Genomic DNA, 20,676 nt, shown 5'->3' with positions numbered 1-20,676 from the left:
CGGCGCCCTCATGGACGCCTCGCGCGACGACGTCCTCGCCTACATGGATTTTCCGCGTGAGCATTGGGCCCAGATCGCGTCGACGAACCCACTGGAGCGGGTGAACCGGGAGATCAAGCGCAGGTCCGACGTCATCGGCATCTTCCCGAACGACGAGGCCATCGTCCGTCTCGTCGGCGCGCTGATGCTCGAGACCAATGACGAATGGACGGTTGCACGGAGATACATGTCTCTTGAAAGCCTGGCGCGTGTCACCGACACTACAACCGTTAGGCTGTCCGCCGTGGCGACCTGATCAGCCTTGGACCTCTCCGAAGGTCGGCGCTCTTACACCATCTCTCGGGGCACTACCTCTTGTTTACCCTCAATCGGAACCTTCAAGCGATCATAGCTGCCTTTCACCGGACGAAAGTCTGCCTTGGAAAGCTTCAACAGCTCGTAGCCGCCCCGAACAATAGTGATTTGATCAATGTGTTCCGCAATCTCTGCAGTACATTCAAAAAGGATCATGCAACCATCCAGCTCTATCATCTTGCAGGTCGGCTGAAATCTATAGAGAAAGGGCTCGGAAAGCGTCCGAAAATAGAAATGCGACTTGCCAACCTCCAAAATACCACTCGAACGTGATGTTCGAATATACTCCAGACGTTCGTCTTCTTTTGCGTTCTTTGGATGCTCCAACTTCTCCGCGCCATCTATGTAGCATTGGTACATAGACGTTTCGGGTAGTAACCAACTAAATCCAAAACTATACTGCCCATTCCTTGTCAGGCCACCTTCTCTAGACTTCCACTCGTCGAGCGTTTCGGTAATTTCCTCCGTTCCACCTCCAAATGTCACGCCTACAAAGCCTTCGGAGTGAACCCTGAGAGACAGCATCGTTTGAAAGAAAAACTCGCCTTTGCAAACCTCCCAAATTGAGGCGTCGAGTTTCACAATAGTTCCAAGGCTGTTTAGCAGCATCTGAGATTCAAGTAAAAACTGAATCCTCTTTGTCGTTTGGTCTATTCCCTTCAAGCCCGAGCCAATGGCCGAGTTGATCTCATCAGCCCACGCGCCGAAGAAGTCCTTCTGCTCAGCATCATTTAAAGGAAGATCAAGGTATCGAAATCTGATCGCATACCCTCGATTTGAATCCAGAACGATTCTCATACTCTCACGATCAAATATGTCGCAAAAATCTATGCCTTTCGCGTAGGTAAGCTTCTGAAGGTCCGATATTATTCCTGGTGTGAGGCCAACATTTGTAAAAAAGACAAAGGCCTTCGGCTGAGGGGTTCCATCTTTTTTCTCTTTGAGAGCGTTTTCGAGGCCTTCTTTGAACTTCGCCTTGATTTGATCTCTATGTTGACCCAAGTCTGTTGCATCGTTCACGAACCCGACAGCACCAAAGAGCAGGCTTTCTTTATGGAAACCTTGCAGATCGCGGCCTCCGTCTGGCCCACCCTTTGGTAGCCGCGGGCGAACATCGGTGTAGTCGTCTTGGACTGACAGAATTTCCAAGCACATTCGCTCACGCTTGGCTTGGTTTGTGTTCAAATGGTCTTTTAGACGTCGATCAGTTTCACTCATGCACAATCGTTACCGGAATTGGAAAACGACAACAACTTGTGCGACCATGCAACTCAACAGAATTTTAGTAGGTTAGCGCCGCCTGGGCACCTCCACGCCCTTCTTTCGCAGTACCGCGGCGACTGAGGCCACTGAACGAGTAGAGGTCTTGGCCTCAGGGAACTCAGCGACGACCCGATCAACGATCTCTCGGTAGCCAAGGTCAGGTTCTAAGAGGAGTTTCTGGACGAGGCCACCAATCGAGCCCTTTGGCCCCTCGGGCGCGTCGCCGGCTTCCGGTGCGACCGTTTCGACGTTCTCGGAGGCCTCCGCCTCGGGCATGTCAGCCGCACGGTCACCGAGGACACCACACTCGACCACGATCGATCCGGGGTGCTCGCCGCGCTTCTTGTCGGCCAGGTCCGGACGGCCGCAAAAGCCGACCGCGCCCCATCCCTCCTCGCCTTCGAGCAGGACGGCGTGGGTGTAGGTCCGATCGGTCTTGCGGGTGTGCTGCGAGCCGTCGGGGGCGGTGGCGACGTAGGTGGTCTTGGTCATGGCTGGTCTCCTTATCAGCGTTGATAGGTCCACCATGTCGCCAACCAGCGAGCCCGCGGGCCCGCTTCGCCCATTTTCTCGGCTCACGATATGCTTCGATTTCCCACGTTTAACCGAGTCGCTCCCGAAGCATGGCCGCCATCTGATCCACAACGTCGGGGCCTTCGAGCCTTTTCGGCGGAATCTGGATTGGAAACTCCCCGCTGGGAACCAACCTGTTCGACGAGATGTTCCCAAGCCCTTCGCCGATCAGATCATTCATAAAGGCTCGCTCATCGACATCGAGATCGGGATTGAAGTGCTTAGCCGTAAGACCAGCCAAGATGTCGCAAAACTGGACCGAAAAACTCTCCCGCGAGTCTCTTGCCTCCGTCGAAACTACCCGCAAAGGATGCGGCACGAAGCTGCCATCCCCGGCTTTCAGCTCGACCTCTGGATTGTCGGCGGCAGTGATGGCTTCCCACATTTCTCTATCGCGTAGAAACGCTGACGATGCGTCGTGAACCACGGCAAAGTCTTCGGGGTGGGCCTGACGCCAATGGCCGATGACCGCAATCATCGTGCTTGTTTGGATGTTGTTGGAACTGCGGAAGTCCTCCAGGCCTGCGTATCTTTCGAAGAGTTCCGCTCCCATGGCCATTTGATCGAGAAAGACCTGAACACGTTGGTCTGCACTATTCGCCATCATCCTCAGGCGAAATTGAAGCTTTGACAGGTTCTCGCGTGTCGGGTCTCGGCTAAATTCTTGATAGTAAGCCAGCAGGCATTCCAAGAGTTCTGGCGGTGCAAACTGCGTCAGACCGAAATGAACATAGTTCGAGTATCGCCAGCAAAATCCATCATCGTAGAAATCGAACCCTGCGTCAGTGATCGCAGGCTCGACGAGGTAGTCCATGATCTTCGTCAGGACGGCGAAACGCTTGTTCGTCGCATAGCAGAAAGATGTGTCGGCCACTTCGTGCAAGTGGTTACAAAAGGTCCTTAACCCGTCTCTCTGGCGCTTCGACTTCCAGATGCGGGTGAAATGAAACTCGTCTGCTTGGTTCTGCGGAAACGACGTACGCAGAATCTCTTCGGCGCGCGCATTCTCTATGTCCGCGCTGGCAACCGTGAACACGGGTTGTTCCGGGTCCAAAAGGTTGTAGCCGGTGAACCCCGACTCATCGAAGTAGATGGTTCTTGTGGTCATTGTGAAACTGCACATCGAAAGGGCATTGGACATGCGCATTGCAATGCCTGTTTTCAAGAGAGCGTCTGCCCGGCCGCCGCACCAGCTGGTCCAAGACGGACCACGGGCTGGCGGCGAGGCCGGAGGGCGCCGTGACGCCCTCCGTCAGGGTCTAGGCCGCCATGGGCGAGAGGCGGGTACACAGGGCACCCTCGAAGTCGGCACGGAGCTCATCGACCAGGGTAGGGTCGATCACGTCCTCGCCTGGAACAAGCATCCCCTCCATGAGCGGGTCGAAGATGGCGGCACGCAGCCGGTGGCCGTGGTTCAGGAGAACGTGGTGCAGCATCTCCGAGAGGTAGACGTCCTCGACGATCCCACCATCTTCGTCTGGTGGCAGAGCTAGTTCGTGCCTCGATACCCCGTATGTGAACTGGACCATATCGGAGTTGGGGTTGTCGGTGATTTGAAAGTTGTCGATCTTCATCGTTCTCTCCTTGATCGATTTACCCCTTTCGGGGTTCGCAATGCGGGTGGATTGGTTGTCAGCAGTTCGCGACCCTGATCTCGGCGTCGAACCAGTCCATGACCTGGGCACGAGCGGCCTTCAGCTCGTCGCGGCTCCGGCCGCCGTAGGCTGTCACCAGCGCGTCGCTGACCAGCTCGCCGTCGTACCAGTGGCCGTAGTCCCGCATCAGGAAAGGGACCACGCCAACCAGAGCGAGGTCACCCTCAGGCATGTTGACGTATTCGCGCAGGCGGGCGGTGGCGGCGTTCTCCAGGGCGGGACGCGGCAGGCGTATGCGGACCTCCACGCGGTCGTTCCTTGTCATGGCGCGGTAGCGTTCGGCGACCTCGGCGCCGTCCGCTGTGGTCTCGCAGTCGATCTTCAGTTCTGTCTTGGCCATGTCGGCACTCCTTCTCGATGAATCCGGTCTCATGGACCGTGGGAGGAGGGTCCGCGATGGCTCTAAGTTTTCCCCAAAGTTTGAGAACAGAGCCGTGGAATTTCACGCAACACCCGGAAAGGGGAAGGCCCGCGCCTCCGATGGGAGGCACGGGCCTTGCCAGTTGTCGGTCAGGCTGGCTGTCAGCGGGCCAGGTTCTTGCGCGCGTCGGCCAGGTGCATGGAGGTCACACCGCCGCGCTCCAGCTCCTGAGCGTCATCGCGGGTCTGCATCAGCGCCTTGCCCATGCCGGTGTTCAGCGCACGGTCGTAGGCCTTGTGGAAGCTCTCGCCGGGCTGCTGAATGCTCTTGGCCAGTTCGTCGAGTTGCCGCTCGGCGGCCTCCCGGTTCGCTGCGGCGGCCTTCCGCACGTCGTCGGTCTTGGTCATCTTCTTCTCCATACTTGCTGCCGCGCGGGCGGCCTTCACTTTGGTTTCGAGCTGTTCGACCTCCTGGGCCAGTTCAGCGACTTCCTGGGCCTCCGCCTCGTCGCGGGCGAGACGCATCAGGGCGTCCTCCAGGTCCTTCTTCTTGTCCTCCAGCCGCTTCAGCTCGGCTGCGTGGCGTTCGCCTTCCTTGCTCATTTACCTTGCTCCTCCAGTTCACGTTGCGCCTGCCTGGCGATGTTCGGTTGCGGGCTCTCGGCGCGGACGCGGAGCGGCTCGGTTCGCAGGCTCTCCGCGACCCGCTCCTCGGCGGCGGCCAGGCTGATGGCGTGTCGGGGCCGGATCGGGGTATCGATGCCGAGGGCCCGCGTCATGGTCAGCTCGCCTGCGTGGATCAGCGCCTTGACCAGAGGCTCGGCGGCGCGGTTGTTTGTCAGCGAGCGCTCGACGGCCGTAAGGTCGCCACCTGCCGCAGACGTCGCCCCGAGGTCCTTGCGGAGCGACTCGACGTAGGCGGGCCACGCAGCAGCGAGCGCGGCAAGTGCGTCGTCCACGGCATTGGCCAGCTTCGCCCGCTCAGCGGTGGCCTGAAGTGCGTTCTCCGCGCGGACGGTTCTGGCACGACGCTCGGCGCTTGCCTGGCTTGCAGCCAGTCGGTCCTGAAGCTCGGCAAGGGCTTCGTCCAAGATGCCCAGGCGGGTAATAATCGCAGCCGAGGTGCTTGCCGGCTTTTTTCCTGCGATCAGTGCGTCGCGCTCCTCGGCGCGCGCCTTGTCCAATTCGTCGGTCAGGCGAGCGCGCTCGTCGCGCAGCTCGGCGATGCGGGTCTCGATTTCCTGTTTGTTCTTCATCAGCAATCCTTGCCCTCCGGGTGTGTCGGGAGTGGCGGCCGACCCCCCGTCGAAAAGGACCGGCCGCCAAGTGTCGGGAGAAGGAGGCTCATGACCAACCGACACGATCACAGCTTGCCGCGTCGGATCGGTGCGGGGGACCAGCGTGTGCGCCTGCCGAGTCGAATGCTGGCTCAGACCTCGACGTCCTGCTCGATCTGTTGCAGCAGCTCGCGTGGCACACCCCTCATGCCCATGAAGTACGACGGGCTGTCGGCCACCTTCGACCGATACCAGCGCAGGCACTTCGCGTTGGGGTGCGAGGCGCCAGCGGCCCTGCAGGCGACCATGATCGACCTCACCCAGCCGCGAGGAAGGCCGATCGTCCCCGAGACGTACCAGCACCCGACGATGATCCTGACCGCGTTGCTGGCTGGCGGAAGGTCGGGCAGCGGACGGAAGCGCTCGTCGTCCACGGTTTCGGCCACCAGGGCGTCGGCCTCCGCCTGGGTGGCCTGGAACAGGTGTTTCGGGAGGGGCGGATAATCGGGCTCAGTGGTAGCAGTTGCAACCCTGGCGGGACCTGTCCCGCGCAGCTCAGTCATCCAGCGGGACCGGGTGGCCCATCTCGGCGAGGCGGGAGCGCTTCCGTTCCATCAGGTCCCGGAGCTCCTCGGCCCTCTCGTTCAGCTCGTTGTACTGGCGCTCCATTTCCGCGAGCTCCTGGCGCTCCCGCGTGACCACGCGCATGGGTGTCTCGTTCATCTTCGGCCTCCTGGTTGTCGGGGTTTACGCGGGCACAATGCCGCACGGGGGCCCCGTCGTAAGCCAGTGAGGGCGTTCCTCTGACAGTCGATCAGATGGAGCGGCAACGAAGGGGCGAGCCGGATCAGGGGCTTAGGGCAGCTCGACCAGGTCGAGCACAGCGCCGGGCACAGGGCTGGGCCGCTTAAGGAGCCTCTCAGTCCTCGTAGAACGGCGAGGCCCCCACCCACTCCAGCTGGTCAGCCCTGACGTCGTCCTCCAGGTCGATGCGCGATCGGATGGACGCCAGGGCAGTCTCTCTGGCCTCCTCGTTCTCCCAGGGCACCGGCTCCCGCCGCTCCTGCATCTCGGTCAGAACACCCTCCTCGCCGAACAGGTAGCCCAGCGTGACGCGCATGGTGAGATGCGTCCCATCGGCAAAGGGCCGCGTGAGCACCCCGCCCGGTGACACCAGGGTGACGTGTGGATAGGGGTCAGGCATCGTCTCCTCCGTCGGGCTCGTGTGTCGTCCCCTGGATCACCTCGGCGTCTTCGACGCCCGGATGTTCACCCGAGGCCTTGGAGGCGACCAAGGGACGCCGTACGGACCCGGTGGAGCCGCCGACGAGCCTGGGCTTCCGGCTCGGCAGTTCGTTGTGGACGTTCGTCTGGTTGTTGATCTGGACGTTGGTCTGGGCCGGGCCATCCACGCAGCTCATGCGCAGGGCCAGCAGCTTGGTCAGGACCCGCGGGTCCACGTGGCTGGTCTCGAAGCGGTGGACCACCTCGAAGTCGTCGTCCAGCTCCGGCTGGCCAGTCTTCGGGTCGATCACAGGGACCCACTTGCCGGTGCCCATCTCCAGGGCCGTCTGAACCACACGCTGTGTGAGCTCCTCCTCGAAGGCGGTCACAGCGTCGTCCCACGCCTCGGCGAAGTCGGGGTTCTTGGCGCGTCGGTCGTAGAAGGTGCGCCGGGTCAGGCCGGTCATGTTGGCGGCGTAGGTGACGTGCCCGAACTGCCTCAGGTAGCCGAGGAACTCGTCGCCCTTCTCGCCGTAGACCTGGGCCACGACCGGGGCCAGTTGGCTCGGCCTGTGGGGGTCGGGCGCGGGCCTGATCCTGTTCATCCGCATGATGCTCACGCTGGTAACTCCTGTTCGACCTGATCGAGCTCCTCGCTTCACGCCATCTCGGGGCCGAGGGGGCCAACGTGCGAGGCGTCTTCGGTGCTCAAGACTGTGCTTGGAAGGGCGTCGCCCGGGTAAGCCCCCGACGCGATTGCCCTTCCTCTCGCGAGGCCCCCTGATCCAGTATCAGCTGGGGGCCCTTCGGCGGGCAGGTGGGCGGGCGTCGAGGTTTTTCCGGGCGGCTCGCTCTTCACTGTTCGAGGTCAGGATGCCACGTCCCGTCGGAGACGTATGCCAGCGAATTCACGTGTGAGCGATCCCACCTCTCACTGGCGTGAGGTCGGGACACAGAGGGGGCCTGGTCTCCGTTCGGCCTAAGCGTCATAGCGTCCTTAAAGCATCTTTCTGTATCTTATTGTTTTTATTATCTAAATGACACTAGGACACTTAAGACACTTAATATTGCTTTTCGGCTTTCTGAACGGTTAGGCGAGCCGCACCGAATTCGGCGAAGGGAGCGACCAGAGCGAGATGCGAAAAGCCACGAAACCAGAACCTAAGCGTCATAGCGCCCAAGCGTATTTTTCGCCTCTGAAACATGCGCTTAGGCCAGGACGCTTATATTCTGCAAGCGTCCTAAGCGTCCTGAAGGGTGGCCCTGGGACCTCACACTGGCGTGAGGTCGGACGCTCGTTCAGGTCAAACACACCGAGTAGGAAGCCCGATGGCAAGATGGGACCGCTACGGCGGGCGGTCCCCACGCCAGTCAGTCGAACAGCTCAGAGGCGCCAGAGCGTGCCTCGAACTTGGCCCGGGCGTCGTCCAGGGCGGGCAGGTTCCAAGTGCGTTCTGAGCCACCCTCCCGCTTGCCGGTCGTCAGGCCCACGAGCCGCTTGCCCTCTTTGACCAGAGCCCTGTGCGTGGCCCTCTCGCTGCGTAGCTGGTTGCGGCGGAGGAAGCCGTCGAACGCCTCGACGGTCGCGTCCTTTTCATGCGGGCCGAGCACCACGGCGCCCGTGCGCCAGTCGACCTCTCTACCATCTGCGTCGAAGCCGACCGGCAGCTCGCCCGAACCCAGCAGCTCGAACCAGAAGCGCGCGGCGGGCTTCATGCTCCTCAGCTTTTGGTCGGCCAGCGCCCGTGTCTGCGGTATCTCCATCGACGGGCGCCACCCCTTCAGGTCCATGGCCAGCAGGTCATGGGCCATGCCGGCGAGGCCACCCCCGTCCATCTGCCGCCCGAGCCTGCCGAAGTAGTCGTGGTCCTGGCGCCGCTTGTCCGAGACGTCAGAGACGAAGAAGCGCCTCGCTTCGGGCCCCGCCGGCACGATCCACTCCTCGTTGGAGGCCAGCATCATGTGGACCATGTTCCTGCCCTGCGTGATGTCCCGCCCCTTGGCCTCGTAGGACAGGATTGGCTCGGTCACGAGCTGCTTGAGAATGCCCTCGCCCTCCTTGTCGCCGGGCCAGACCGCCTCGTCGGCGAACAGGAACACGCAGTTGCGGAGGTGTGAGTTGAAGCGTCCCGCGAACTGCGAACGGTGCGAGACCGTCAGGCCGTGCTGGCCGGCGATGCGCATCAGCGCCCTGCCCAGGGTGCCCTTGCCGGTGCCCTCCTCGCCGCGGAACGCGATGGCGACCTCCGGCGTCTCCCAGGGCCTCTGGAGCATGTAGGCGATCCAGCGGAGCACGTAGTCCTCCGACGCCGCGTCGCCGTCGCAGAGCACCTCCCCGATCAGCTCGCGCATCATCGACCAGTCGCCCGGCGCGGGCTCGACGGCCCACCCCTTCCAGAGGTTCAGCTTGCCCTTGTTGTGAGGCAGGCCCTGAGGGTCCATCACGATGCCGGGGTACTTGCGACGATGCGGGCTCGACAGCCACAGGTCGGCCTTGCTGATCCGCTTCTTCTCGCCGACCTGAGCAAGGGTCTCGTCCTCGAAGTAGTGCCGGAACGCCTCGCGGCTCATCCTGGTCCAGGCGGTGCGCCCCTCGAAGATCGGGTCGGGTTCCTCCATGAAGACCTGGAACTGGCCGCCGTCGAGGACGGCACAGAACCGCTCGTTCATCTGCGTAACCACGCGTGTGATCGGGTTCCCGCCACCTCCGGGCTCGGCACCCTCGGGCAGGTCGGCGTCCTCGACCACGTCGTCGAAGTCCTGGGCTATCCCGGCTTCGCGGGTGGCGAGGTAGTCTTTGGCGATCTTCTCGACCTATGCTTCCAACCTGTCGCCGTACTTCTCGACGGCGAAGCCGCAGTGCTCGGCGAGGACCGAGAGCACCGAGGCGGCCGACAGGCCACGGGCGAGGAGCTGCCAGACCAGGGAAGCGACGGCCTCAGACCGATCGCCCGAGCCGACCGGCTCCACGATGCGATCACGCAGGCCCTCGGGCAGCTCGTCGAATTCCACTTCGGTGCCGCCGTCCCAGTCCAGGACCACGTGGTCCGACGCTGCGGCGCTCCCGCTCGTCCTGATGCCCGCGAAGGCCACCGGGGACATACGGGGTCCGTCTCGCATCCTGCCCTGCTCGACGGCGCGGGCCAGCAGCATGACTGACCGCGGGTTCAATCGCACCTGTCCGCCGTGCGTCCTGAGCTCGCCCTCAGCCTCGCCCTCGATTGGGTCCTCCACGTGGAACTTCCAGTTGCCCACGGCGTCGGCGGCGTCGCAGCGGACCCAGACGTGGCCCTTGCGTGCGCTGCCGGATGACGATGGGGTGGTGACGGCGTGCGCGTCCCCGGCCCACTCGGCCCCGACCTCGGGCCCGTCGCCGTCGTCACAGTCCAGAACCACGCAGCCAAGGGAAGCGGGCTGCACGCCGACCGAGTTCTTCTGGGAGCGGCCTAGGTGCTCCAGCACCTCAGCGAGCGTCGGGCGCAGGTTCTGCCAGCCCTCCTTAAAAGCCCGCTTGTCCTTGAGGAACACGTATGCGGGCTCTATCCCCGCCTCCCGGCAGGCGACGTCGAACGAGCGCAGGCCCGTCATCTTGTCCTTGGGTTGCCTGGCCATGGCTCAGCCCCGCTTGCCAGCGAGGTACGCCCGGACGGCATCGCGGGCGTAGAACACCTCGCGGCCCACCTTTACGAACTCGGGGCCCGCGTCGGGTGAGCGGCCGGTTTTGCGACGGGAGCGGTAGACGGCCAGCACCGTCTCCGGGTGGCCTGTCATCTCGCTCGCCTGCTTCGGCGTCAGGAGGTCGGCGAACGAGGGTATGGAGGGGGCCGTCTGCGCGGCATACTTGGGGTCAGACATGCTCTGCTTCTTTCGTGTTGTGGGTGTGTTCGGTCATGTGGGTCTTCCTGTCCAATGGGATGGATCACGGAGCCGGCCGCGGGAGGCGGTCCTTGCGGCCGGCTTGCTCTCTTCGAACAGTGTCGTGACGGTCTCGCGTCGTAAGCCAACGTGGGCGCAGGCGCGCTCCAACGCTGGTAAGTCCTCAGACGCCCCTGTCCATGTAGGGCTCGCCGTCCTTCGCCCTTTGGCGGTTTGGTCGCGCGGCCCGTCTCTTGGCCATGGCCACCAGGTACGGGTCGTCCCAGAAGATCGGGTCCCTGGAGAGTGCCAGCACCCTCTCCGGCGTGTCGAAGAACACGCTACCGTCCTCGTTGACGGCCCTCGGGAAGCGGTCGGCGTAAACGGCCACTGCAGCCAGCGTGCACGGGTCGGTCTGCTCCCAGAGCAGTCGGCTTTTGAGCAGGCTGACGAGCAGCTCCACGAAGTGGTGTCCCTCGTTCTTCTCTATGATGAACAGGGTCAGCGTCATCACGTAGTGGACCTGCTCCCAGTCCTGTTCGTCTGCGGGTTGGTGGTCGTGGAGCATCATGCCGCGCCCTCCATCATGAAGGCGTCGAGGTCGTCCCGGTGGTATCGCACCATCCGCCCCACGGCACGGTATCGGGGTCCGTTGCCCTTGCTGCGCCAGTTGGCGAGGGTCCCGGCGGACACGCTGAGGTAGGCTGCGGCCTGCTCGGTCGTCAACCAAGGGCTGGTGAAGGTCTGGGGTTCTGCCTGGAGGTCCATGGCACATCTCCTCGTTCGGGCGCTTGGGCGTCCGTTTGGGTAAATGTGCCGTTTGACCTCTCTATCTCTCTGGGGTGCCCACTTGCCGGCGGCAGCGTATGAACCGACAGGACCCGACGGCCCGGGATATGCCCGGACGGTTTTGTGCTCTCAGGTTATCGAGTGTGAACCAGAATGGTTACCAGCGAATTGAGCCTGCGTACCATTGATCACGCAACACCCGCCCTGGCAAGGACCAGGTCCTCCAGCGACTGTGCGTGCGGTCTCAGCGCCTCGACCAGGTGCGTCTGGTGCACGTAGCCGCCACTGGCACCTGGGAGCCTCTGGCCCAGAAGGAGAGCGCCCTCGGCGTAAGGGACGCCCGCCGCGATCATCATTGTGCGGCAGTGGTGGCGGAGGGCGTGGGGGGACGGGACGCCGCCCCGCTTCGGCTCGGCCACATGGCCTGACGCGGCGCCCGGCGAGGGCCAGAGCCACGGCGAGTTCAGCGGCGCGTCCTCCTCCATCCGTGCGGCCAGCGTCTCGGTAAGCCAGCGCCCGGTTGGGAACGACCACGACCCGCCCGTCTTCATGTGGGTGAAGGTCAGGACGCCCCGCCAGGCGTCGAAGTCGGTGCGCCTCACGCCCAGCAGCGACGTCCGCCTCGCCCCAGTCAGCAGAAACGCCCGCTGGAGGTCACGCATGAGCGGCGACATGGCCTCGGTGGTGGTCCAGAAGCCGGCCACGTCCAGTTCGCCGACCTCTCGCTTCGGTGTGGCAGGCACGCGTATGGCGTCCACCGGGTTGGCCCCAATCGTCTCGTCGTGCCGTCGGGCGGTGTTCACGAGCGCTCGGACGGTGCGCATCACCGAAGCGCCCGTGGTCTTGCCGTGTCGCCTGGTGAGCTGCTCCATGAGCTCTCGGCAGTCCTGGCGCGTAATGTCAGCCACTGCCCGGCGCCGGAGACGCCCGAGGTAGTTGTCCATGTGGTATCGGTAGTTCCGCTCCGTGGCGTCGGACAGGTCACGCTCGCGCAGGTGCTCCTTGAGCGCCTGCTCCAAGGTGATGCCGGTGGACTCCGGCCCCGCCGTCGGGTCGATGCCGGACTGGATGGTCGCCATGAGCCTGCGGGCTTCGTTCCTGGCCTCGGCCAGGCGCACCAGGTCGACGCGGCCGATCTTCACCCGCACCGACCGGACGAGACGCTTGTCCCTGCGGACGTCGCCCTGCACGGCGAAGCTCTTGGTGGTCTTGTGGGCGATGCACATGAGGCCCTTGACCTCCGTGTCGCGGTGGATGCCCGATCCGAGCGGGAGGTCCCGAAGCCGGGCCTCGGTGAACTTGAAGATGGCCATGGAAAGTACAGTCCCGAGTACAGTGTTTGCGGTTGATCCTGATGAACCAGGATGGTGCTACCCGGAGAATGTTGCCTTGTTTTCAAGGGACCGTACGCCCCGAATTGGCCAGAATGAGCCATGATTTACTCACAACTTCAGACTGTTAATCAATTGGTCGTAGGTTCGATCCCTACCGCCGGAGCCAAAAATCGAAATGTAAGCAGCTACATACCGAGACCGCCACTGGCGGGCTTTGTTGTTCTAGAGCTGGCGAGCCAGCCTCCGGGCGCATCCACACTAGTCATGATAGCGCCCCGGAACTCATGTTCCCGAGGCGCTTGCAGGTCACGGGAAGGGAATTACCCCGGCCTGACTGCGGTTGTTTCCTTTAACGAGGGACTGATCCGCTATGTCTCGGGCGGTTGGCGACGCCGCACCGTCGCTGCCGCTCTGCGCGACGGTTAGGGTGTCCGTCTTTGCCCCTTCGGGGGTGCATTGCATTCGCCACAAACTTTCACCCTGACCACATTATCGCACCAGAGTGTGTGTCGAGCACCATATGCAGATGCGCCATCCGACCCTTTGAACGACGCGCGGCGGGTCTTGGTCCAAATCCAGGATGGATTATGCCCAAGATCACGGGCTGGATCATCGCGCTTCGATGGTCCGGGTGGAATGATACATGTCACAAACCACGAAGATCAGTCCGGTAAGTCGTGTCCAGGTCACTTCTTGACAATTTTTAATTGTGCACAATATTACCGTAAGCAATTAAACTGTTAGGATAATGAAAATGAGCACGCTCTACAGCACAAAGGTGACCGCAATCGGCGGGCGCGCCGGGACGATCAAGAGCGACGATGGCTTGCTCGACCTGCCGCTGGCGCTTCCGAAGGCGCTTGGTGGCAAGGGTGACGCGACCAATCCGGAGCAGCTTTTCGCAGCCGGCTATGCCGCTTGCTTCGAAAACGCTGTCATTCACGTCACGCGCAAGTCTGAGACCAAGGTCAAGGACGATGATATCGTTGTGGTCTCGACCGTGGGAATGGAACCCAACGGCAATGAAGGCTTCGGGCTGACTGTCGCTCTGGACGTCACGATCACGGGCGTCGACCAGGAAACCGCGGAAGACATCGTTGCCAAGGCGCACATGGCCTGCCCCTATTCGAACGCGGTCAAAGGCAACGTCGATGTCGACATCACGGTGACCACCAACTGAGGAGCGCAAAGATGGACCTGACTGACAATGACGATCCGCTCGATCTCGACAGGCAGGTCTGCTTCCCGCTCTATGCCGCGTCGAACCTGCTCAACCGGCTCTATCGGCCAATTTTGTCCGAGCTAGGCCTGACGTACCCGCAGTATCTCGTGATGCTTGTGCTGTGGAAGCACACGCCCCAAACCGTCGGATCGTTGGGTGAATTGCTCTTTCTCGACAGTGGGACGCTGACGCCGTTGCTGAAGCGTATGGAGACCGGCGGTCTGATCACCCGAACCCGAGACACGGCGGACGAACGGCGTGTCCTCATCCATCTGACGCAGAAGGGCCGGGATTTGAGGTCGCCTGCCCTCCGCGTCCCCGAGGCGCTCGCAGAGCGTCTCGACATCGACATCGAGGAGGTCGTCCGCCTGCGCGATCAGGTGAGCCGCCTCGTCGCGTCGCTTCATACCTCATCGCAAGCGACCGGCTCTACATCTACGGAAAGAAAACCATGTTAACCGTCCACCACCTGGGTGTTTCGCAATCCGAACGTATCGTCTGGCTGTGTGAGGAGCTTGGCCTGCCTTACGAGCTCAAGCTCTATCAACGCGAACCCGAAACGGGCATCGCCCCTCCGGAATACAAGGCGCTGCACCCCGCCGGAACGGCACCCGTTATTGAGGACGGCGACGTTACGCTTGCCGAAAGCGAAGCGGTTATAGATTACATCCTGGCGGTTTACGGCAACGGGCGGCTCGCCCTGCCTGCCGATCACTCAAGATTTGCCGATTATCTCTACTGGTATCACTTCGTGAACGGAACGCTGGCGCCTGCCTTCATGATGATGATGGCCGAAGGGCAGTTTGCGCAGCACATGAGCAAGCGCGCCGATCGCGGGTTGCAGATGCTGGAGGACCATTTGGCCAAGGGCAACGCCTGGCTCGCCGGGGATACGTTCACCGCCGCTGACATCATGATGATGTTCCCCCTGACCACGCTGCGTTATTATCTGGACCTGGATCTGACGCCCTATCCCAACATGCGCGCCTACGTGAAGCGCTTGACGGAACGGCCGGCATTCAAGTCCGCGAGGGCCAAAGCGGATCCCGAGTTGGAAGTGACGCTGGACTAGGCTCGGGACGCATCAATCTGGGGGTCGTTAGGACCACGTGCTTGCCGTTGACGCACGATCTAAGGGAGGCCCACTGGGCCTCCCTGACGTTCCTCGCGCCGGTCAGAACGCGACGATTTCCAATCCGCTCAGGAGAATGAGCAGGATCGCGACCGGCGCCACGAACCGCAGGATGAACAACCAGCCTCGCGTCAGGACGCCGGGTGTGGCGTCACCGGAGACTTCCCGGGTCATCATCGACGGAACGATCCAGCCGGCGAAGATACAAATCAGCAAACCACCGATCGGCAGCAGCAGCTTATCCGTCAGCCAACTGGCGGAATCGAGGAAGCCCTGCCCCTTGATGAAGTGGATGTCGCTCCAGATCCCGACCGACAGGGAGGACGGGATACCGAGCAGGAAGATCAGCACGCCGGAGCCGACCGTGGCCGCCTTTCGGGACACCCCCATGTTGCTGAAGAAGGCGACGACCGGCTCGAGGATAGAGATCGAAGAGGTCAGCGCCGCGATGGTCAGCAGCACGAAGAAGATGATGGCGAAGAAATAGCCGCCCGGCATGGCGTTGAAGACCGTCGGCAACGTGACGAACGTCAGGCCCGGCCCCGCGGCGGGATCGAGTCCGAAGGCGAAAACCGCCGGCAGAATGGCGAGCCCGGCGAGAATGGCGACCAACGTATCGAGGAACGTGATCTGCATCACGGATTTGCCGAGGTTTGTCTGCCTGTCGACATAGGATCCATAGGTCAGCAGGATGGACATGCCGAGGGAGAGCGAGAAAAAGGCCTGACCGAGCGCGGCCATGACCGTGTGGGCAGAGATCGCGGAGAAGTCCGGGGCGAGGAAGAACTCCAGCCCTTTCGCTGCGCCGGGAAGGGTGACGGATCGGGCGACAAGCGCAATGAGGATCACGAAAAGCAGCGGCATCAGGAATTTGCTGGTCTTCTCAATGCCGCCGGAAACGCCTCCGATGACGATGCTGACCGTAATGGCCGCGAAGATGCCGTGATAGACGATCGGTGCCACCGGAGATCCGATGAAGGCGCCAAAGGCTCCGCCGATCGCATCCGCGTCCATGCCGGAGAAGGCGCCGCCAGCGGATTTGACGATATAGGCGATGCACCAGCCTGCGACGACGGAATAAAAGGACAGGATGATGACGGCCGTCATGATTGCCAGCACGCCAACGAATGTCCAGCCGGGCTTGCCGATCTTGCGGAATGCATTGATGGCATCTGTCTGGGCACTGCGCCCGATGGCGATCTCCGCCAGCATGACGGACAAGCCGATGGTGAAGACGATTCCGAGGTAGATGATGATGAAGGCGGCACCTCCATTTTCACCCGCGATATAGGGGAATTTCCAGATGTTCCCCAGGCCGATCGCAGACCCTGCGGTCGCCAGAATAAAACCGAGGCGGGAGCCCCAGTTTTCATGTGATGTTTTCATTTTCGTGTTCCTGTCCTATCGGCGTCCCCATGGAACGCCGGGGCGGAGTTCGCCTCCATCTGAGCTTCGGCGGGCCGTAAAACACAGGCGATCACGAATGGAAATGCGACATCCGGGGACCGTGGTCTGCGTGACACGGTCGCCCCGACGCTTGAGGGAATTTTATCAGCGGTTGGGTATGGGGTCCGGCTCACGGGCCTAAAGGTTTCCCAGAATTCGCGGCTGGTGGCTCGGCACGTCGGTCAGACGCCCCTTCCCCGCTTTCGAGGCCATTCATCGCAGGCGCTATTGACGATCCCGTTTCATACATTGACTTAGGTGACGACACTGCTTGCCATTGCACCTTCGACATCGCCAGACAGAACGAGCCCCTCTCGGCGCTCTCCGCAGACCCACGCCCCAGGTCCTCGCGGATCCGTAGGACGTTCAACGCCAGAGCGGTCCAGACCCTCAACGCTGAACGAGCACTGGCACCTTGGAGCCTTCGGCGTCGCTTAAGGCATGGCAAACCGTTCGCCCCCAGCGAACGCGGGCAGCAACTTACGGGCTACGCCAGTGGCGCAGTCGCGCTTGATCGCACTGCTGCCTACCCAAGCCGGTAGTTCGGGCTCTCCCGCGTGATCTGCACGTCGTGCACGTGGCTTTCCTTCAGACCGGCGCCGGTGATCCGGACGAACTGGCATCCGCCGCGCATCGCATCGACCGTGGGCTTTCCGGTGTAGCCCATGGCGGCGCGCAGGCCGCCCACGAGCTGGTGGATCACGGCGTTGGCGGACCCCTTGTAGGCGACCTGCCCCTCGATCCCCTCGGGCACCAGCTTGTCGGAGGCGGCATCCTTCTGGAAGTACCGGTCGGCTGAGCCGCGCGCCATGGCGCCGAGGCTGCCCATTCCGCGGTAGGATTTGAAGGACCGGCCCTGGTAGAGGATGACTTCGCCGGGGGACTCGTCGGTACCGGCAAGCATCGAGCCGACCATTGCGCAGCTTGCGCCCGCGGCGATGGCCTTGGCGAAGTCCCCGGAGAACTTGATACCGCCGTCCGCGATTACCGGAATACCGTTTGCCTCGGCGGCTGCGGCGCAGTCGGAGATCGCCGTGAGTTGGGGCACGCCGACCCCGGCCACCATCCGCGTGGTGCAGATGGAGCCCGGCCCGATACCCACCTTGATCGCGTCGGCCCCCGCATCGATCAGGGCGCGCGTCGCTTCGGCCGTCGCGACGTTGCCCGCGACGATCTGGATCTCGTTCGAGAGCGTCTTGGCCCGCTCCACGGCGCGGGAAACGCCTTCGGAATGGCCGTGGGCGGTGTCGATGACAATCATGTCAGCTCCGGCGTCGACAAGCGCCTCGCTGCGTTCGAACCCGGCATCGCCCACCGTGGAGGCCGCGGCCACCCGCAGGCGGCCCAGCCTGTCCTTACAGGCCTGAGGGTTCAGGACGGCTTGCTCGATGTCCTTGAGCGTCAGCAGCCCGGTGAGCTTGCCGGCCTTGTCGGTGACGAGCAGCTTCTCGATCCGCCGCTCCCGCATCATGGCGCGAGCCTGACCGAGGTCCGCCGGTTCCTCGAGGATGGCGAGGTTCTCGGACGTCATCATCGCCTTTACCGGGGTGGAATCGTCGTTTGCGAACCGCATGTCCCGGTTGGTCACGATGCCGACGACCAGCCCCTTCTCGTCCACTACCGGAAATCCGGTGACATTGTAGCGCTCCTGCAGGGCTTTCGCGTCGGAGAGGGTCTGACCCGGCGTGAGCGTAACAGGGCTGTAAACGACGCCGCTCTCGAACCGCTTGACCCGGCGGACCTGGCGGGCTTGCTCCTCGATCGTGAGGTTGCGGTGAAGCACCCCCATGCCGCCGGCTTGCGCCATGGCGATGGCCATCTTGGCCTCGGTCACGGTATCCATCGCCGAACTCAGCAGCGGTATGTTTAGCCGGATCGAACGGGTCACGTTGGTGGACGTGTCGGCCTGCGCCGGAAGCACGCGGCTTTCGGCGGGAACGAGCAGAACGTCATCGAAGGTCAGCGCCTCACGAATCTCCATCGCACTCTCCTGGTGGGGGTCGTTTGGCGTATCCCCTATACACGGTTCGGCGGGAGGGGAAACCCCAGATATGGTTGTGTCCGGCGCGCGGGGGCGACGAGACCGCCCCACTCACGGCGCCGTTACTAGGCGCCGTAGCGGGCACGGTCGTCGCCACCGTCGGGCGAGTCGCCCAGTCCCCTGCCCTAGCCTATGCTTTTGCGCGCTGACGCGGCCAGCGCGCGCACCGCGGGCGCCATGGTCGTTGCGTCTGCCCCCACACCCAGGAACCGCACACCGAGCTTGGCGAAATGTGGATAGAGCGCTTCCTCGTAGAAGATGACCCCTGCCGCCGTTCCCGCCGCGCGAATCCGGCGCACCGCGTCCTCGATTGCGGACATGACTTCGGGCGCCCCCATGTCGTCGCGGAAGCCCAGGTCGGCCGAGAGGTCCGCCGGACCCACGAAGACGCAGTCGACCCCGGGCACGCGGGCGATCTCGTCCAGATTGTCCAGCGCGAGGCGGGTTTCGGCCTGAACGATGACGCAGATCTCGTCGTTTGCGGTCTGCTCGTAATCATCGATCTGAGCCCAGTTTGTGGCGCGCGCGAGCATCGCCCCGCGACCGCGGGTGCCCTCGGGGGGGTATTTGCACGCCGAAACGACTTTCGCCGCCTGTTCGGGCGTGTCTACCATCGGCACGACCACGGTCTGAACGCCCAGATCCAACACGCGCTTCAGCAGCCAGCTTTCACCCCAGGGGACGCGGACGACCGGTGCCGCGGAATGGCCCTGCATGGCGTTGAGCTGCGCGTGGATCATCTCCAGCGTATTCGGCCCGTGTTCGGCGTCGATCAGGCACCAGTCGAAACCGGCGCTGGCGCAGATGGCGGCAATATCGGGATGACCGAAGTTCAGCCAGCAGCCGAGTTGGAGGCGGTCTTCCGCAAGGGCTTTTTTGATCGGGTTTTGGGGAGCAGGCATCGGCGGTACACCAGCGGCTTTCCGTTCGCGTGTAAGGCGAACTTTCAGGATTACGAGACAGGTGAAGGGCATCCCTTCCCGTCCCGTTTATCCCCGTCAGCCAAAAGGCAAAATGGGCCGCACCGTCGCGGCGGGCCGACCTGTCAGTCCTGCCGGTACAGCAGCGAAATCCCGTCGCGGAAGATGTGCACTTTGTCCGGCTTCGCCGAGAGGTTCAGCCGCTCTCCCTTCAGCCCGCGGTGGATCCCGGGCAGCTTGGCGATCACGGGATCGGCCCCCTCGCTGTCGGGAATGAAGAAGAGGAGCGTCACCTCGCCGAGGTTCTCCTGCACGTCGACCGTCGCCTTATAGGAATTCTCGGTGTCGTCGGTGAGGTGAAGATCTTCCGGACGCACGCCCACGTTTACCGCCGCGCCCATATCCTCGGGCCGGGTTGGGTAGGCCGACACGATCGTTCCGTGGTTGCCGGCCAGCCGCACGGTGGTGTGCTCGCCCGTACCTATGACCTCACCAGGGAACAGGTTCATTGCCGGAGAGCCAATGAACTGCGCGACGAATTCGTTTTGCGGCGTTTCATAAAGCTCCAGCGGCGTGCCGACCTGGCTGATGCCCTTGTTGGCCAGCACCACGATACGGGATGCAAGGGTCATCGCCTCCACCTGGTCGTGGGTGACGTAGATCATCGTTCGATCCGGCATGGACTCCTTGAGTTGCGCGATCTCCAGGCGGGTGGCCACACGCAGCGCCGCGTCCAGGTTGGAGAGCGGCTCGTCGAACAGAAAGACCTTCGGGTCCCGAACGATGCAGCGGCCGATGGCGACCCGCTGCCGCTGGCCGCCCGAGAGCGCCTTGGGCAGCCGGTCGAGATAGGGCGTCAGCTGGAGGATGTCCGCGGCCTTGCGAACGGCGGCGTCGATCTCGTTCTTCGGCATCTTGGCCAGCTTCAGCGCGAAGGTCATGTTGTCGTAGACAGTCATATGCGGGTAGAGCGCATACGACTGGAAGACCATCGCAATCTCCCGCTGCGCGGGCGGCACGTCGTTCACGACCCGCCCGTCGATCTCCAGTGTACCGGACGTGATCTTCTCCAGTCCCGCGATCATGCGCAACAGCGTCGACTTCCCGCAGCCCGAGGGTCCGACGAAGACAATCAGTTCGCCCGCGTCGATGTCGAGGTTGATGTGTTTCAAGACCTCGACTTCGCCGTAGGCTTTTCCGACATCGGTGAGCTTCAGTCCGGCCATTTCCC

25 protein-coding genes are annotated in these 20,676 nt (G+C 62.7%); 4 read left to right on the top strand and 21 right to left on the bottom strand.

What is annotated here, in order from left to right:
* Positions 1 to 295 (top strand): transposase (locus BM075_RS12400; protein ID WP_177208332.1); only part of this gene is annotated, 295 nt, incomplete at its 5' end.
* 32 nt (positions 296 to 327) lie between these two features.
* Here the strand turns inward: BM075_RS12400 and BM075_RS12395 are convergent.
* The 17 genes from BM075_RS12395 to BM075_RS12320 all read right to left on the bottom strand — a co-directional run bounded on the left by BM075_RS12395 (position 328) and on the right by BM075_RS12320 (position 12,663).
* Positions 328 to 1,572: a hypothetical protein gene (locus BM075_RS12395; RefSeq protein WP_143089870.1), complete on the bottom strand. Its 1,245-nt coding sequence runs from the start codon at positions 1,570 to 1,572 to the stop codon at positions 328 to 330.
* A 72-nt stretch (positions 1,573 to 1,644) separates the two neighbouring features.
* Positions 1,645 to 2,109, bottom strand: a complete 465-nt coding sequence (locus BM075_RS12390; protein ID WP_093360995.1) for a hypothetical protein — start codon at positions 2,107 to 2,109, stop codon at positions 1,645 to 1,647.
* A 109-nt stretch (positions 2,110 to 2,218) separates the two neighbouring features.
* Positions 2,219 to 3,298 carry a DUF3800 domain-containing protein gene (locus BM075_RS12385; protein ID WP_143089869.1) on the bottom strand — a complete coding sequence of 360 codons (1,080 nt, stop codon included), beginning with the start codon at positions 3,296 to 3,298 and terminating at the stop codon, positions 2,219 to 2,221.
* 151 nt (positions 3,299 to 3,449) lie between these two features.
* The gene (locus BM075_RS12380; RefSeq protein WP_093360993.1) at positions 3,450 to 3,764 is read right to left on the bottom strand and encodes a hypothetical protein; all 315 of its coding nucleotides are present in this window, start codon (positions 3,762 to 3,764) and stop codon (positions 3,450 to 3,452) included.
* A gap of 58 nt (positions 3,765 to 3,822) precedes the next feature.
* The gene (locus BM075_RS12375) at positions 3,823 to 4,185 is read right to left on the bottom strand and encodes a hypothetical protein (RefSeq protein WP_093360992.1); all 363 of its coding nucleotides are present in this window, start codon (positions 4,183 to 4,185) and stop codon (positions 3,823 to 3,825) included.
* 182 nt (positions 4,186 to 4,367) lie between these two features.
* Positions 4,368 to 4,808 carry a hypothetical protein gene (locus BM075_RS12370; protein ID WP_093360991.1) on the bottom strand — a complete coding sequence of 147 codons (441 nt, stop codon included), beginning with the start codon at positions 4,806 to 4,808 and terminating at the stop codon, positions 4,368 to 4,370.
* Positions 4,805 to 5,467, bottom strand: coding sequence for a hypothetical protein (locus tag BM075_RS12365; RefSeq protein WP_093360990.1), 663 nt, complete (start codon positions 5,465 to 5,467; stop codon positions 4,805 to 4,807). Before BM075_RS12365 ends, BM075_RS12370 begins: the two co-directional genes overlap by 4 nt.
* Before the next feature lie 167 nt (positions 5,468 to 5,634).
* Entirely contained in the window at positions 5,635 to 6,045 is a 411-nt protein-coding gene (locus BM075_RS12360; protein ID WP_093360989.1) for a hypothetical protein, read from the bottom strand.
* Positions 6,038 to 6,205: a hypothetical protein gene (locus tag BM075_RS24430; RefSeq protein WP_177208331.1), complete on the bottom strand. Its 168-nt coding sequence runs from the start codon at positions 6,203 to 6,205 to the stop codon at positions 6,038 to 6,040. Before BM075_RS24430 ends, BM075_RS12360 begins: the two co-directional genes overlap by 8 nt.
* 196 nt (positions 6,206 to 6,401) lie before the next feature.
* Positions 6,402 to 6,686 (bottom strand): hypothetical protein, encoded by a 285-nt coding sequence (locus BM075_RS12355; RefSeq protein WP_093360988.1) that lies wholly within the window; start codon positions 6,684 to 6,686, stop codon positions 6,402 to 6,404.
* The gene (locus BM075_RS12350; RefSeq protein ID WP_093360987.1) at positions 6,679 to 7,326 is read right to left on the bottom strand and encodes a hypothetical protein; all 648 of its coding nucleotides are present in this window, start codon (positions 7,324 to 7,326) and stop codon (positions 6,679 to 6,681) included. Before BM075_RS12350 ends, BM075_RS12355 begins: the two co-directional genes overlap by 8 nt.
* Positions 7,327 to 8,077: 751 nt before the next feature.
* The gene (locus tag BM075_RS12345) at positions 8,078 to 9,454 is read right to left on the bottom strand and encodes a primase-helicase family protein (protein ID WP_093360986.1); all 1,377 of its coding nucleotides are present in this window, start codon (positions 9,452 to 9,454) and stop codon (positions 8,078 to 8,080) included.
* Between the two features lie 66 nt (positions 9,455 to 9,520).
* Positions 9,521 to 10,318, bottom strand: coding sequence for a bifunctional DNA primase/polymerase (locus BM075_RS12340; RefSeq protein ID WP_093360985.1), 798 nt, complete (start codon positions 10,316 to 10,318; stop codon positions 9,521 to 9,523).
* A gap of 3 nt (positions 10,319 to 10,321) precedes the next feature.
* Positions 10,322 to 10,561 carry a MerR family transcriptional regulator gene (locus tag BM075_RS12335; protein WP_093360984.1) on the bottom strand — a complete coding sequence of 80 codons (240 nt, stop codon included), beginning with the start codon at positions 10,559 to 10,561 and terminating at the stop codon, positions 10,322 to 10,324.
* A 184-nt stretch (positions 10,562 to 10,745) separates the two neighbouring features.
* Positions 10,746 to 11,132, bottom strand: a complete 387-nt coding sequence (locus tag BM075_RS12330; RefSeq protein ID WP_093360983.1) for a hypothetical protein — start codon at positions 11,130 to 11,132, stop codon at positions 10,746 to 10,748.
* On the bottom strand, positions 11,129 to 11,329 hold the full coding sequence (locus BM075_RS12325; RefSeq protein ID WP_093360982.1) for a helix-turn-helix domain-containing protein: 201 nt from the start codon (positions 11,327 to 11,329) through the stop codon (positions 11,129 to 11,131). Before BM075_RS12325 ends, BM075_RS12330 begins: the two co-directional genes overlap by 4 nt.
* A gap of 209 nt (positions 11,330 to 11,538) precedes the next feature.
* Positions 11,539 to 12,663: an integrase arm-type DNA-binding domain-containing protein gene (locus BM075_RS12320; protein WP_093360981.1), complete on the bottom strand. Its 1,125-nt coding sequence runs from the start codon at positions 12,661 to 12,663 to the stop codon at positions 11,539 to 11,541.
* Between the two features lie 775 nt (positions 12,664 to 13,438).
* On the opposite strand from BM075_RS12320, the gene BM075_RS12315 reads away from it, so the two are divergent.
* Genes BM075_RS12315 through BM075_RS12305 form a run of 3 tightly spaced genes read left to right on the top strand, consistent with a single transcriptional unit; the run spans position 13,439 to position 14,978 of the window.
* Complete coding sequence (locus BM075_RS12315; protein ID WP_093360980.1) at positions 13,439 to 13,864, top strand: organic hydroperoxide resistance protein; 426 nt, start codon at positions 13,439 to 13,441, stop codon at positions 13,862 to 13,864.
* An 11-nt stretch (positions 13,865 to 13,875) separates the two neighbouring features.
* Positions 13,876 to 14,364 (top strand): MarR family winged helix-turn-helix transcriptional regulator, encoded by a 489-nt coding sequence (locus BM075_RS25020; protein ID WP_093360979.1) that lies wholly within the window; start codon positions 13,876 to 13,878, stop codon positions 14,362 to 14,364.
* Positions 14,358 to 14,978, top strand: a complete 621-nt coding sequence (locus tag BM075_RS12305; RefSeq protein WP_093360978.1) for a glutathione S-transferase family protein — start codon at positions 14,358 to 14,360, stop codon at positions 14,976 to 14,978. Before BM075_RS25020 ends, BM075_RS12305 begins: the two co-directional genes overlap by 7 nt.
* A 102-nt stretch (positions 14,979 to 15,080) precedes the next feature.
* On the opposite strand, the gene BM075_RS12300 is transcribed toward BM075_RS12305, so the two are convergent.
* From BM075_RS12300 to BM075_RS12285, 4 genes are all read right to left on the bottom strand, one after another.
* On the bottom strand, positions 15,081 to 16,424 hold the full coding sequence (locus tag BM075_RS12300) for a sodium-dependent transporter (protein WP_093360977.1): 1,344 nt from the start codon (positions 16,422 to 16,424) through the stop codon (positions 15,081 to 15,083).
* 586 nt (positions 16,425 to 17,010) lie between these two features.
* Positions 17,011 to 18,465, bottom strand: coding sequence for an IMP dehydrogenase (guaB, locus tag BM075_RS12295; RefSeq protein ID WP_093360976.1), 1,455 nt, complete (start codon positions 18,463 to 18,465; stop codon positions 17,011 to 17,013).
* A 185-nt stretch (positions 18,466 to 18,650) separates the two neighbouring features.
* Positions 18,651 to 19,427, bottom strand: a complete 777-nt coding sequence (locus tag BM075_RS12290) for an HpcH/HpaI aldolase family protein (protein WP_093360975.1) — start codon at positions 19,425 to 19,427, stop codon at positions 18,651 to 18,653.
* Positions 19,428 to 19,570: 143 nt separating this feature from the next.
* A complete protein-coding gene (locus BM075_RS12285; RefSeq protein ID WP_093360974.1) occupies positions 19,571 to 20,671 on the bottom strand; it encodes an ABC transporter ATP-binding protein in 1,101 nt (366 codons plus the stop codon).
* Between the last annotated feature and the right edge of the window lie 5 nt (positions 20,672 to 20,676).

The organism is Tropicimonas isoalkanivorans, assembly GCF_900112335.1.
GTDB lineage: Bacteria > Pseudomonadota > Alphaproteobacteria > Rhodobacterales > Rhodobacteraceae > Tropicimonas > Tropicimonas isoalkanivorans.
This window is presented reverse-complemented; position numbering and strand designations above follow the sequence as displayed.